10 protein-coding genes and 1 pseudogene are annotated in these 13,927 nt (G+C 34.3%); 2 read left to right on the top strand and 9 right to left on the bottom strand.

Annotated features, from left to right (window positions below; all coding sequences use genetic code 11):
* Positions 1 to 48: 48 nt before the first annotated feature.
* A pseudogene (locus tag AC1Q5Z_RS16915) lies at positions 49 to 2,182 on the bottom strand (catalase).
* Positions 2,183 to 2,451: 269 nt separating this feature from the next.
* Between AC1Q5Z_RS16915 and AC1Q5Z_RS16910 the strand changes: the two are divergent.
* A complete protein-coding gene (locus tag AC1Q5Z_RS16910) occupies positions 2,452 to 2,931 on the top strand; it encodes a hypothetical protein (protein WP_343585430.1) in 480 nt (159 codons plus the stop codon).
* Positions 2,918 to 5,482 carry a DNA ligase D gene (gene ligD, locus AC1Q5Z_RS16905; protein ID WP_492446035.1) on the top strand — a complete coding sequence of 855 codons (2,565 nt, stop codon included), beginning with the start codon at positions 2,918 to 2,920 and terminating at the stop codon, positions 5,480 to 5,482. Before AC1Q5Z_RS16910 ends, ligD begins: the two co-directional genes overlap by 14 nt.
* Here the strand turns inward: ligD and ku are convergent.
* From ku to nagA, 8 genes are all read right to left on the bottom strand, one after another.
* Positions 5,479 to 6,258 (bottom strand): non-homologous end joining protein Ku, encoded by a 780-nt coding sequence (gene ku, locus AC1Q5Z_RS16900; protein ID WP_492446034.1) that lies wholly within the window; start codon positions 6,256 to 6,258, stop codon positions 5,479 to 5,481. The genes ligD and ku overlap by 4 nt on opposite strands.
* A 176-nt stretch (positions 6,259 to 6,434) precedes the next feature.
* Positions 6,435 to 7,247 (bottom strand): methionine ABC transporter substrate-binding lipoprotein MetQ, encoded by an 813-nt coding sequence (gene metQ, locus AC1Q5Z_RS16895; RefSeq protein WP_492446032.1) that lies wholly within the window; start codon positions 7,245 to 7,247, stop codon positions 6,435 to 6,437.
* Between the two features lie 154 nt (positions 7,248 to 7,401).
* Entirely contained in the window at positions 7,402 to 8,055 is a 654-nt protein-coding gene (locus AC1Q5Z_RS16890) for a methionine ABC transporter permease MetI (protein ID WP_281633455.1), read from the bottom strand.
* A complete protein-coding gene (metN, locus tag AC1Q5Z_RS16885) occupies positions 8,048 to 9,079 on the bottom strand; it encodes a methionine ABC transporter ATP-binding protein MetN (protein WP_343585422.1) in 1,032 nt (343 codons plus the stop codon). Before metN ends, AC1Q5Z_RS16890 begins: the two co-directional genes overlap by 8 nt.
* Positions 9,080 to 9,452: 373 nt before the next feature.
* Positions 9,453 to 10,457 carry an NHL repeat-containing protein gene (locus AC1Q5Z_RS16880; protein ID WP_343585419.1) on the bottom strand — a complete coding sequence of 335 codons (1,005 nt, stop codon included), beginning with the start codon at positions 10,455 to 10,457 and terminating at the stop codon, positions 9,453 to 9,455.
* 14 nt (positions 10,458 to 10,471) lie between these two features.
* On the bottom strand, positions 10,472 to 11,686 hold the full coding sequence (locus tag AC1Q5Z_RS16875; protein ID WP_492446031.1) for a hypothetical protein: 1,215 nt from the start codon (positions 11,684 to 11,686) through the stop codon (positions 10,472 to 10,474).
* 176 nt (positions 11,687 to 11,862) lie between these two features.
* Positions 11,863 to 12,780, bottom strand: coding sequence for a DMT family transporter (locus tag AC1Q5Z_RS16870; RefSeq protein ID WP_343585415.1), 918 nt, complete (start codon positions 12,778 to 12,780; stop codon positions 11,863 to 11,865).
* Complete coding sequence (gene nagA, locus AC1Q5Z_RS16865; RefSeq protein WP_492446028.1) at positions 12,780 to 13,919, bottom strand: N-acetylglucosamine-6-phosphate deacetylase; 1,140 nt, start codon at positions 13,917 to 13,919, stop codon at positions 12,780 to 12,782. Before nagA ends, AC1Q5Z_RS16870 begins: the two co-directional genes overlap by 1 nt.
* Between the last annotated feature and the right edge of the window lie 8 nt (positions 13,920 to 13,927).

Below are 13,927 nucleotides of genomic sequence, written 5' to 3'. Positions count from 1 at the left end.
AAATAATTTCATAAAAAAACCATTCCGAAAAGAATGGTTTTTATTTTTTCAAAGACTTTTTTCTCTTTCCCAGAAGCGATGTCTTCCCAAAGCTTTTATAAAAGAAACACTTAAGTTTTTATCTGAGTTATTTTCGCTCATCAAAACTCCGGGATCATTATTAATATCGCTGTTATTTTTTATGATCTGAATTCCTTCACCTTCAGCAGCAATAAATTTACAATGATGGTAAGAATCGTTTAAAAACTCTTTTACTTCTTTAATTTTTGAGAGCGCTACAATTCCTTTTCCTGACGGAATAAAAACACCATCAAAAAGTACTGATGCTGCAATTTTATAGGTTTGATCAACAGGAATTTCTATACCTTCTTCAGAAACAATTGTTCCTAAATGTGGTGCTATAATAACGGCTTTTGCTCCTGCATTTTGTAATGTCGTTTTCATTGTTTTTATTGAACTGGAGTTTACACCCTCTGTACATAAAAAAGCAATTTGTCTAGTTGCAATTGTATTAGAAACAGTCGGATTTTTAAGCATACTCAAAGCATCTGAATGTGTTATATTTTGGTTGGCTTTGCTTGATTCCTGTTTTCCTTCATCATCTGCTCCCACTCCGTGATTAATTGGTTTTTCAATTTTCGGAACTGAAATCCCTAAATTTTTAGCAACCGTTGCGGCTAAGCTAGAATCAACTCGATTTAAAAGCGCGAGCATTCTTTCTCTAATTGCAACAGTTTCAACTTTACCTAATTCAAAAGATAAAGCACTTGAAATATGATCTTGTTCTATTGGAGTTTGACTGTTATAAAAAAGTTTCGCCTGACTAAAATGATCAGCAAAACTTTTGCTTCTTGCTCGCACTTTATGCGCATCAACGCGTTCATTAAAACTCACAAATCCGCCTTGATCCATTTTAGCTTGAAACGGACATCCTCCTCCTAAAGAATTTGGCTGATAACTTACTTTTCCAACTGCAATTTCCTGTCGCATGTGTCCGTCCCGTTGGTTATTATGCATTGGCGCAATTGTTCTGTTAATTGGAATTTCATGAAAATTTGGGCTTCCTAATCTTGACAATTGTGTATCAGTGTACGAGAATAATCGGCCTTGCAATAAAGGGTCATTCGTAAAATCAATTCCTGGAACAATATGTCCTGGATGAAAAGCAACTTGTTCTGTTTCTGCAAAAAAGTTATCTGTATTTCTATTCAAAACCATTTTCCCGATTATAGTTACGGGAACCAACTCTTCTGGAATTAATTTCGTTGGATCAAGCAGATCGAAATCAAATTTATGTTCGTCACTTTCAGGAATAATCTGCACACCCAATTCCCATTCTGGAAAATTTCCTGCATCTATTGCTTCCCACAAATCTAGTTTATGAAAATCTGAATTTTTACCTGAAATTTTCTGTGCTTCATCCCACGCAACTGCATGTGTTCCTAATTTTGGTTTCCAATGAAATTTTACAAAATGAGATTCATTTTTATCATTAATAAATCTAAAAGTATGAACTCCAAAACCTTCCATCATTCTCAAACTTCTCGGAATTGCTCTATCGCTCATAACCCACATAATCATATGCATGGATTCGGGCATTAGCGAAATAAAATCCCAAAAAGTGTCATGCGCAGAAGCTGCTTGCGGAATTTCATTATGCGGTTCTGCTTTTACAGCGTGAATTAAATCTGGAAACTTCATAGCATCTTGAATGAAAAATACGGGCATATTATTGCCAACCAAATCAAAAACACCTTCCTGTGTATAGAATTTTACAGCAAAACCACGAACATCGCGAGCCAAATCTGAAGAACCTTCTTGAACCGGCAACGGTTGAAAATCGTACAAAAACGGGCGTTTTTATACTGGTATCGTTTAAAAATCCTGCTTTTGTATATTTTCCCATTGTTTTATAAAGTTCAAAATAACCGTGCGCACCAGAACCTCGCGCATGAACAATACGCTCTGGAATTCGTTCATGATCAAAATGGGTGATTTTTTCTCGTAATATGAAATCTTCTAAAAGAGAAGGACCTCTTTCTCCAGACTTTAAAGAATTGTTGTTATCATTTATTTTAACGCCTTGGTTGGTGGTTAAAAATTCATTTTCAGCATTTGATTTGTTATATTCTAAATCGTTCTGTTTTCCTTCAGAATTGTCTTGATTTGTTTTTTTTTGAATTTTTCATTTTCTGTTGATTTTACAATTTATCATTCAATGAACTACTATTTCAATTGAGGGGTTTCTCAAAAATAGGTTAACAAAGTTAGACTGCTTTTTAGCTCAAAAATTATACAATTAAATTTCAGGATTATAATATTATAACCAAAACATAAATTGATAATCAACACTTTACTTATAATTATATAATTCCATTTTTTAATATTATAACAGAAAAAGTCATTTTAAAAGTAACTTTGAAATAGAGTTTTAATTCAAAAAAAGGGGACATGATTTACACTTTTATACAATTAATTTTAGTTTCCATTGGAGCTACATCAGCCATGACTTGGTTTAGTTATGTGATGTCGAAAAACTTTCAAGAATTGTATAAAGAACCTGTTTTATTGACTTTTGCTCTAAAGAAAACAAACATCAGTCTTTCTGAAAAATCTCAGAAAACATGGGGATGGCTGATACATTACATTATAGGTTTTCTATTTGTTATGGGATATCAAATACTGTGGGTAAAGAACATATTACCAGTTTCCCCACTCAATGCTCTCCTACTAGGAGTTATCAGTGGTGTAATTGGCATATTCAGCTGGATTATCATATTTAAAATGACCAATCATCAACCCCCAATTGATTTTAAAGGTTATTATATTCAGCTGCTCTTTGCCCATATTATTTTTGCTGTCACTGCAACGGCACTTTACTCTCTTTCATTAACCCTTTTAATTCTTTTGAAATCTTATGTCACTGTCTAAATACCATCAAAAAAGAGATTTTAAACAAACCCGTGAACCTAAAGGAAAAGTTGAAAAATCGGCTAACGAATTGATTTTTGTAGTGCAGAAGCATGCCGCATCTCATCTTCATTATGATTTTAGGTTAGAAATGGATGGGGTTTTAAAAAGCTGGGCAGTGCCAAAAGGTCCGTCAATGGATCCTGAAATAAAACGTCTCGCCATGATGGTTGAAGATCATCCGTACAGTTACAAGGATTTTGAAGGCACAATTCCAGAAGGAAATTATGGCGCAGGAAATGTAATTGTTTGGGATAACGGAACCTATACTTCTGATGAAAAAACAGCTTCTGACGAAAAACAATTATTAAGCGATTTAGAAAAAGGACGTTTGAGTTTTGTTTTAAAAGGCAAAAAACTGAAAGGCGAATTTTCTCTGGTGAAACTTCACGGCAAACAAGAAAATGCCTGGCTTTTAATCAAGAAAAAAGATCAATATGCTTCTGATGCTGATATTTTAGAAAAAGACAAATCGGTTATTTCTAAAAGAAGTTTGGAACAGCTGATAGCAAAATCTGAAAAACAGGCTTCAAAAACAGAAGAAAAAACGGCTGAGAAAAAACCTGTAAAAAAAAAGACCAATCTAAAAACCGAAAAAGCTGAATTTCTAAAACCCATGCTAGCCAGCGTACGCGAAAAACCTTTTGAGGATGATGAATGGGTTTTCGAAAATAAGTATGATGGCTATAGGACGATTGCTGTCATTAATGCGCAGCAGGCAGATTTATTCAGCAGAAATCAGCTTTCTTTTACTGATAATTTCAAACCAATCGCCGAAGAATTACAACAAATAGATCACAATGTAGTTTTGGATGGCGAAGTTGTGGTGGAAAATGATGCTGGCAAAGCCGATTTTCAGCTACTTCAAAATTATATGAAAACCGGGATCGGAAATCTTAAATATTATGTTTTTGATTTATTGAATTTGGATGGAAATCGGATTACCGAATTATCGCTTCTGGAACGAAAAGAACTGCTGAAAATTCTCTTCAATAAATATTCTTTTTCGAATGTTTTTTATTCTGAACATACCGTTGGCGACGGAATACAACAATTTGAAAAAGCGGTTAAAAACAAAACAGAAGGAATCATTGCCAAAAAATCTGACAGTACCTATACCATAAATAGAAGAAGTTCCAACTGGCTTAAAATAAAAACCGCCAATGAAGAAGAAGCAATTATTATTGGAATCACAGAACCTAAAAATTCGAGAAAGTATTTTGGCGCTCTTTTACTTGGCCAATATGATGGAAAAAAGCTGCATTATATTGGCAAATGCGGAACTGGTTTTACAGAAGCAATCCTTAAAGAATTATACACTAAACTAAAACCGCATTTTATTGAAAAATCTCCGCTTGACGAAAAAATCTCTTTACGCGATCCTATACAATGGTTGAAACCAAAAGTGGTATGTCAGGTGAAATTTTCAGAATGGACTCAGGATCAGCATTTGCGACATCCTGTTTATCTTGGATTAAGGGTTGATAAAAAGGCTGAGGAAGTTATTTTTAATGGCAATGAGAATAGAAATAACAATAGTAATAAAGATTCTAATTTAATTGAAATGGGACATTTAAATAAACACAAGGCCGAAAATGATTACGATCTAAAAATTGGTAAAACGACTTTGCATCTCACTAATCAGAATAAAATTTATTTTCCAAAAGATAAGATTACAAAAGGCGATATTGTGCAATATTATAAAGAAGTTTCAGAACTGATTTTGCCCTATTTAAAAGACCGCCCAGAGTCGATGAATCGTTTCCCGAACGGAATTGATTCTCCTAGTTTTTATCAGAAAGATGTTGATGTTGATAAAATTCCGAAATGGCTTAAAACCAAAAAAATCTTCTCAGAATCCAACAATGCTGACATTGATTATCTTATTTGCAATAATAAAGAAACACTGCTTTATATGGCCAATTTAGGCTGTATCGAAGTGAATCCGTGGAATTCGACTATTAAACATATTCAGAATCCAGATTGGCTCGTAATTGATTTAGATCCTGCAAAAGACGATTTTAAACAAGTGGTTCAGACGGCCTTGGTTGTAAAAGAAGTTTTAGACGAATTGGAAACCGAATGCCTCTGTAAAACTTCGGGCGCTTCTGGACTTCATATTTATATTCCGCTTGGCGCGCAATACGATTATGATTCTATAAAAATTCTAAGTGAATTGATTGCCAAAGAAGTGCAATCCAGACTTCCTGATATCACGACGGTTGATAGAAGCATTAAAAAGAGAAACAACAAATTGTATATCGATTTTTTACAAAACCGACGCGGACAAACTTTGGCGGCGCCGTATTCTGTTCGTCCAAAACCTGGCGCTACAGTTTCTACGCCTTTAGAATGGAGTGAGGTAAATGATAAACTGCATCCATCGCAATTTACCATAAAAAATGTATTAAAGCGATTTGAGAAAAAAGGCGATTTATGGAAACCCGTTTTATCTAAAGGCGCCAATATTAAAAAGATTATTCTCAAACTGGAAAATAGTCAAAACAGTTAAGAAGATTTTTTCTTTTTATTTTCTAAACTTGCTTTTAGCATTTCCATTAAATCGTCGCTTTGTTTGTGTACCACTTTTAGTTTTGGAGCTGTTTTCTGTGGTTTTCCTTTTGCTTTCTTTTTAATGATATCCAAAAGCTTGGCAGTATATTCGTCTTTAAACCCAGAAATATCAAACTTCTCTGTTAGCTGATTTATCAATTTTTCTGCCATGTCCATTTCTTTTGTCGATTTTTTAGACATTGGCGGAAGCTTTAATTCACTCATACTTCTAATTTCCTGTTCGAATCGGATTCGGTTTAAAACAATGACGTTTTTGTACGGTTTTAAAATCGCCAGACTTTCTTTATTTCGCAGCACAAATCTGGTAACTCCTACTTTTCCTGAAGCTTCAAGGGCATCACGAAGTAATCCGTAGGCATTCATTGCGCCTTTATCAGGCTCGAGATAATACGACTGTTCGTAATAAATACTTTGAATTTCTTTTTCGAAGGCAAAACTTTCAATATCGATTGTTTTGGTTTTAATGGCATCTGCGGCTTCAAAATCAGAATCTTCCAAAACAATATATTTGCCTTCCAAATTATATCCTTTTACAATATTGGCAAAATCTACTTCTTTACCGGTATTTTCGTTAACACGTTTAAACTTGATATTGGCATGATCTTTCGCATCCAGCATATCCATATCCAGACTGCTTTCCTGCACCGCCGAAAATATTTTTATCGGAATATTAATTAATCCAAAACTTACCGAACCTGTCCAAATCGATCTCATAACATTTGTTTTAAAAATTGAACTCTAATTTAGTTCAATCAAAAAAGGTAAGCCTTACAAAATCAACAGATTGTTTTATATAATTGTGAATTGTAAAATGAAAAATGTGAAATGTGAAATGTCTTTATCCATAACATTTCACATCTCACATCTCACATTTTACATCTCACATTCTTTTACCAGCCTTTTACTGCTCCGCCTTTAAACTCTTGTTCAGCTGCTTTTTCAACTTCTGGAGATTGAAAAGCTTGTAAAAACTGTTTTACTTTTTCTTCATTTTTATTGTCTTCACGGCTTACTACCAAATTCACATAAGGCGATTCTTTATCTTCCACAAACAAAGCATCACGAGAAGGAACCAATCCTGCTGCAGAAGCAAATGTATTGTTGATGATTGCAATAGATACATTTTGGTCGTCTAATGCACGAGGCAATTGAGGCGCTTCTAATTCTAAAATTTTTAAGTTTTTAGGATTGCTTACAATGTCTGTTACTTTTGGTAGCAAACCAACGCCATCTTTCAATTTCAACAGACCATTTTTCTGCAAAAGCAATAACGAACGTCCTCCGTTTGTTGGATCGTTTGGAATAATAATCGTGCTTTCGTTTTTCAATTCAGAAAGGCTTTTTATTTTTTTAGAATAAGCTGCAATCGGATACACAAACGTTTTTCCGATAATAGCCAATTTGTAACCACGCTGTTTTGATTGTTCGTCCAAATACGGTTTATGCTGAAAAGCATTTGCATCAATATCACCCTGACTCAAAGCTTCGTTTGGAATCACATAATCGTTAAAAGAAACTAATTCTACTTCCAATCCGTATTTTTCTTTTGCTACTTTTTTAGCCGCTTCTGCCACTTTCAATTCTGGACCTGAAGCCACTCCCACTTTAATAAAATGAGGATCATTATTTTTACTTTTTCCGCAATTGGATAAAACAAGCGCCAAAGCAAAAACTCCAGCTATTTTTAAAATATTTCTTTTCATGATAATTGTATATTTCTTAAATTTTAAACTTCTAACATTTCACTTTTGACTTTCGACTTTTGACTTTCGACTTTTGACTTTCGACTTTCGACTTTTGACTTTCGACTTTCGACTTTTGACTTTCGACTTTTGACTTTCGACTTTCGACTAAATCTTATCTATGATCGAATCGTTTTGATAATCTATCTCCCGCAAACTGAATCACGAATACTAAAATGACCAATAAAGCCAAAACCGAGTTCATTGTTACGGCATCATAACCAATATAACCGTACTGGTATCCAACTTGTCCTAAACCTCCTGCTCCAACAGCTCCGCCCATTGCAGAATATCCGACAAGGGTAATTAAAGTGATTGAAGCTGCATTAATTAAAGAAGGCAAAGCTTCTGGCAATAATACTTTGTACACAATTTGCAAAGGAGTTGCTCCTAAAGCTCTTGCTGCTTCGATTAATCCTGAAGGAAGGCTCAACAGGCTATTTTCTACCAATCGAGCAATAAATGGAGCCGCACCAATACTCAATGGAACCAAAGCCGCACTCACACCAATTGAAGTACCGACGATAGCGCGTGTAAACGGAATCATCCAAACGATTAAAATAATGAATGGAATAGAACGAAAAACATTCACCACTATCGATAATGTTCTGTTTAAAACTGGCTGTTCTAAAATCTGGTTTTTACGAGTTAAGAACAATAAAATTCCTGTTGGAAGTCCTAACAAAAACCCGAAAAAGCCCGATACAAAAGTCATAACAATGGTTTCCCATGTTCCTTTTAACAATAAATCTATAAGAGAATCAGACATAACCTATAATTTCTGTTTTAATATGTTTTGAATTAAAATACTGAATTGCCGCAATGTAATTTTCACGTTTTCCTGAAAGTTCGATCAGCATTACGCCAAAATTAACTTCGCCAGCCTGATCCATTTGTGCGCTCACGATTTTAAAATCGGTATCAAAAAGTCTTGAAACTTCTGAGATAACAGGCTCATTAACCGATTTTCCAGTCATTTCCAGTTTCAATAACGGATTCAGATTTCCGTTATCTTCTTTTTGCAATTTATCCTGATAAACAGATGGAACTTCGATATGAAGAGAAGAAGAAATAAATTCTCTCGTCAATTCATGTTTCGGGTCGGCGAAAATTTCTCCAACACTTCCCTGCTCGATTAATTTTCCGTGACTAATAACCGCAACTTCATCACAAATAGATTTTACAACTTCCATTTGGTGCGTAATCAGTAAAACGGTAATATTAAGACGTTTGTTAATGTCTTTTAATAAATTTAAAATAGATCTTGTTGTTGCAGGATCTAGCGCACTTGTTGCTTCATCGCACAATAAAACTTTCGGATTATTGGCCAAAGTTCTTGCAATAGCAACTCTTTGCTTCTGACCTCCCGAAAGACTTGCCGGATAATCGTTGGCTTTTTCTGCCAATCCAACCAATTGCAATAATTCTAAAACACGAGTTTTGATTTCGCTTTTTGAAGTTCCAGCCAATTCAAGGGGAAAAGCTACATTTTCGAAAACCGTTCTCGAAGAAAGCAGATTAAAATGCTGAAAAATCATTCCGATTTGTCTTCTTTCAATCGCCAGTTCTGCGTTTGATAACTGCATTAAAGCTTTTCCGTCAACGATAATTTCGCCAGAAGTTGGTCTTTCCAACAAATTCACGCAGCGAATCAGCGTACTTTTTCCTGCTCCGGAAGTTCCAATTACACCAAAAATTTTCCCTTCAGGAACCTTTAAAGAGACATCAGACAAAGCAGCAACAATTCTGTCTTTCTGATGAAAAGTTTTGGTTACATTTTTTAATTCAATCATTCTTTACAGTTTAAAAACAAAAAAGCCTTCCATTAATTAGTTGAAAGGCTTTCTTGAAATAAATTTTATCATTTTATATATTAAGCCAGATCAATAAATACCATTACAATAGCACAGCACATCATGCTGTAACGATAATAATTATTCATTTTCTGGTTATCTTTCTTCATAGCGAGTGCAAATTTAAACAGTTATTTTTAATTTTTAGCTATAAATCATCAAAACTTTTAATACCCTATCAATGTAGTAGGTTATTTTAAAATTCCAATCTTGAAAATTCCAAATTTCATTTCAATTAAAAAAAATCCAAATCCCAATTTGTTCCGAGACTTCGAGATTGGAATTTGGAATTTATAAAATTGGAATTTAAAACCTAATTATTTTGTTCTGCAATTGCCGATTTGTTCAGTTTTACCACTCTAATTTTCTTATTGGTATTATCTGATAAGAAAATACGATCATCAAGCTGTGCAGTTCCCACAATAGTTCCGAACTTATTCTCGCCAAAAATATCTGAAGCATTCAAAACCGCTTTATAATTTTTTCTGATAAATTCTTCTTTTGGATACAATCTTAAATACGATGCGCTTCCTTCATTTTCTGTAGTTACCGCCCAATCTTTACTAAAAGAAACTGCAATTGGTTTTATGTCGACAAATTGCAATTTATCTGGTTCAATTGGAGTTGTTAGCGAATTCTTAGCATTTGCTTTAATGTTTGCGATATCATAGTACAGATAACTTTTTGCATCTCTTCCTGCAACCACAAGATTTCCGCCATACACATCCATAGAATATACTTCTGTGTAACCATTTAAGGTATTTAATTTAGCGATTGGCTCTAAATTCCAATTGCTTGTCTCGGTAATCTGAGAAGTTTCAAATACTTTAATACTTTTCTCTTTTTCCTTTACGAATATCAATCCATCTTTTACTACAACGCCAAAAACGTGCACAAAAGTCTGCCACCATTGCCCGTTTCCAACCGTGCTGATTCCAGCATTTGTAGTTTCATCAAAAACAAATAATCTAGATTCTGTACTTCCTACATAAATACGTCCGTTGTCAACCGCAACCGAAGTCAGGCTTGTTAACGGAATTGTTGTTGTTCCTTTTGTATATTCTTTAATTGTTTTAATGTGAGCTAATGTCAGAGCATTAAATACTTCTAAAACATTTCCGTTGATAACGTATAGTTTCTCGTTTGCAACTGCGATTCCTTTCGGATCAAATGCTTCTGCACTTCCTGGAATGTTATCCGCTGTAATCGAAGCTTCATCTGTTGGGTAATAATAACTATAGTCTTTGGTCTCATTGTCGTCTTTACTGCAATTGGTAAAAAAGCAAAGAGCAAATATCAGGGGCAAAATATTTTTCATCGTTGTTTTATATTTTAATTCCATTTTCCTTCGCCTTTGTATTTGACTAAAAATGGATTTTTCGGATTAATTTTAAACACTGGTTTTTTATAATTTCCGCTTACGTAATTTGTTTTTGCATACGTTTTCAAAACGTCTGGATCTGTAAAAGGAAGATCATTCAGATAAATTAAATACTTATAGAAATCTGTCAGCATTTCCTGTTGGCCACCGCCTTCACCACTATTCGCTAAATTACTGCTGTGACTGAAACCGATGTGATGCGAATATTCGTGCGACCAAACCGACATTTCTCCAACCCAATGGCCCGTTACGTAACCCGATTCCCATTGCGATGCTAGATTTCCTCCTCCCCAAGCAGAATCTCCTCCAACCATTGCCATCCAAACGGTTCTTTTATCTAAATAATTCCAGTATATTTTTTCGATTTCTTCTTTAGAATAATAATCGTAAATACCGTCTTTATCTTCTGCATTTCCGTGCCAGTTTAACGCACCGTTTATGCCTGTTCCAGCTGCAGCGGCTTGTTCTTGTTTGTATTTATCAAAATTGGTAAATGTGCTGTAATACATTGGATGGCTCAGCGCATAAGAATAATTGATAATCATGGTAATTGCTTCTTTTGCCAAAGCTGGATTCATAGGAAGAAATTTACCCATTTCATTAATGTGGTATCCATCATGAAATTGAACTAAATGCGTCGATTTTATCTTTTTGATTTTCTTAAACAAAGGATCTTCCGATTCTATAAAAAACTCAATTGCTCCAGACGAAAATCCGTCGATTTTATCGATTGTTACCGTATTTCCTGTTTCTAGCAAATAATCATTTTTCTGCTCCGTTAAAGGAATTTTATGAAACGAACGATGAAAAGCTGGAACTTTTGAAAAATTAAAAAGCAAAAACTTCTTATCGTAATTCGCCAATTTTGCGTACACCTTAACATCTGTCAGTCCAACTGGAGAATAAAGTGAAACTTGTACAGAATCTTTTCCTTTTAAAATAACTTGAAAAGGTTCGTTTACTCTAAACCAGCGATCTGCTTTATTGTACATGATTGAAGGATCTTCGTCGTCTTCAAACATAATCATTGGTTTATTTTCTGCGGGTAAAGCTGTAGCATCTATGCTTGGCAGGTAACTTGGTTTGTAGTTTTCGCCATCGTCACTACAGCCAAAAATAATACTTGCCAATAGGGCAAATACAAAAAAGTGAGTGTTTTTTCTCATCAGTAAGTAAAGTAGGTTTGGGGTTAAAATATCATGCAAAACTATAAATATGCTCGATAAAAACAAGCATATTGCAAGAAAAATATGAATATAAAGTATACTAATAGTAAATTTTTGTATGCTATTTCTATACTTAAAACTTTTTTAATGTTTTGATTTTCAAACATTTCATTTTGTCATTTTTCTTTTATTTTTTTTGAAGAAAGGCTAATATACAATCCTAATATTACGAAAACAACACCAAGAAAAGTATAAAAAGTCAATGGTTCCTCGACAACTAAGTAAGCGATTAAAAAACCGAATATTGGACACAAGAAAAGCCAATACGAAGCTTTTATCGGATTTATTTTTAAAAGATAAAGCCAAAACTGAATGGCTCCAATAGAAACTGCAATTGACAGCCAAAAAGTGGAAAGCCAGAAATTTAAATCTAAATTATTTTGATCTGATTTATAAGTTAAAACCAAGACAGGAAAAAGAAATACAGCTCCAATTATGGTTTGCCAGCCATTTATGGTTAAAATATGCAAATCATTCCATTCTTGCCTAGAATAATAAATTGTTCCTAATGAATATGCAATCATACTAACTAGAAGAATCAGTATTCCGCTGGGAGTTGCAAAGCTGCTTTGTAATAAAGGATAGGCCGCAAAAAAAACACCCGTAAGACAAAGCAATAAGCTAATAATATTTTTAAAATCGATTTTATGAGATAACCAAACTGCCGAAATCAAAACAATAAAAACAGGATTAGTTGCTACTGCCAAACTCCCTAAACCAGCGGATACTTTTTGCATAGCAAGAACATACAAACCCAAATAAAAAGTAATATTGAGCAAACCATAAATACTGATTTGAATCCATTCTTTTTTTTGAGGCAGACGTTTTGCCATTATAAGATGCGAAATAAGAAGCATAATGCATCCAGCGATTAGAAATCTAAAAATAGAAATTACAAAAGGCTGAGCAGAATGAAGTCCAATTTTTGTAGCTGTAGATGCAGAAGCCCACAAAAAGGAAAAAATAATTCCGATAAAAATGATTTTGAGTTCTTTAAATTTACCCAAAATTGGAGACACTTTTTCTTTAATCATTAGGAAATAGAACTGTTGGTTTTAGAAAAATCAAGCGTTTCTATTTTACTTAAATCAGCATTGAATTGGACAAAACTGGCAGGAAAACCATGCTTTATTTTGCCGATTTTTTCTTGCATACCAATAGCAGAAGCTACCCTTGTAGTTGCCATTTTTATTGCTTCATCAGCCGAAACATTCAGATGATTGTAAGCATTTTGCACCGCTTCTGTCATTGATATTGTAGCTCCCGCCAGATTGCCGTCTTCGTTTCTGTAAAAACCATTCTCTAAATGCGCGTCAAAATTGTCCCACTTAAAATTGGCTACTTTTCGCCCTAAAAAAGTTGCATCGCTTATTAGGAAGAATTTTTCTTGTTTTAACTTGTAAGCTACTTTTGCTGCAGCATAATCGCAATGTGCACCATCTAGAATAACTGGAGCATAAACTTCTTCATTTTCAAAAACAGCTCCAACCAAACCTGGTTCGCGGTGGCCAAACTGCGTCATGGCATTAAACAAATGTGTCACAAGATTTATTCCTTTAGAGAAATAAAATTGTGCTTCTTTGTGTGTTATGGTCGAATGGCCAATCGAGATCGTAAATCCGCTCTCGATTAGCATATTCAATTGTTCTTCTGTAAAACATTCGGGCGCAATTGTAATAACTTTTATAACATCTTTTCCCTTTCTGATTATTTCTTCTAGTTCTTCATTCGTTGGCTTTCGCACCTGATCAATACTGTGGGCGCCACGTCTTAACGGATTTAAAAACGGACCTTCCAAATGCATTCCGACAACGCCATTTTTGTGCTTTTGCATGTATTCTCGAACTGCTTCAATTCCGTTGAGAATAGTTTCTCTAGAAGAAGAAATCAAACAAGGTAAAACATGTGTTGTGCCATACTTCATGCTTGCATCATAAATATCCTGAATGGTTTCTTCATTTGGAGTCTGACTGAAATAGTACTTTTCTCCTCCATTAATCTGAATATCTATAAATCCTGCAGCGAGATGATTTCCTCCCAAATTAATTTGCTCAATGTCATTTGGTATTTCTTGGTGTACTGAAATAATAGTCCCGTTTTCAATAATTACGGCTCCATTTTCAATTACTTCATCTCCTGTATGCACAATCGCATTTACAATTGCTTGTTTCATGTTTTAAT

It is taken from the genome of Flavobacterium sp. GW823-FHT06G12 (assembly GCF_058794775.1).
This window is presented reverse-complemented; position numbering and strand designations above follow the sequence as displayed.

What these genes read in the sequence shown, in the direction of transcription:
- AC1Q5Z_RS16910 (WP_343585430.1), top strand. Translation starts at nt 2,452, where the DNA reads ATGATTTACACTTTTATACAATTAATTTTAGTTTCCATTGGAGCTACA.
- ligD (WP_492446035.1), top strand. Translation starts at nt 2,918, where the DNA reads ATGTCACTGTCTAAATACCATCAAAAAAGAGATTTTAAACAAACCCGT.
- ku (WP_492446034.1), bottom strand. Translation starts at nt 6,258, where the DNA reads ATGAGATCGATTTGGACAGGTTCGGTAAGTTTTGGATTAATTAATATT.
- metQ (WP_492446032.1), bottom strand. Translation starts at nt 7,247, where the DNA reads ATGAAAAGAAATATTTTAAAAATAGCTGGAGTTTTTGCTTTGGCGCTT.
- AC1Q5Z_RS16890 (WP_281633455.1), bottom strand. Translation starts at nt 8,055, where the DNA reads ATGTCTGATTCTCTTATAGATTTATTGTTAAAAGGAACATGGGAAACC.
- metN (WP_343585422.1), bottom strand. Translation starts at nt 9,079, where the DNA reads ATGATTGAATTAAAAAATGTAACCAAAACTTTTCATCAGAAAGACAGA.
- AC1Q5Z_RS16880 (WP_343585419.1), bottom strand. Translation starts at nt 10,457, where the DNA reads ATGAAAAATATTTTGCCCCTGATATTTGCTCTTTGCTTTTTTACCAAT.
- AC1Q5Z_RS16875 (WP_492446031.1), bottom strand. Translation starts at nt 11,686, where the DNA reads ATGAGAAAAAACACTCACTTTTTTGTATTTGCCCTATTGGCAAGTATT.
- AC1Q5Z_RS16870 (WP_343585415.1), bottom strand. Translation starts at nt 12,780, where the DNA reads ATGATTAAAGAAAAAGTGTCTCCAATTTTGGGTAAATTTAAAGAACTC.
- nagA (WP_492446028.1), bottom strand. Translation starts at nt 13,919, where the DNA reads ATGAAACAAGCAATTGTAAATGCGATTGTGCATACAGGAGATGAAGTA.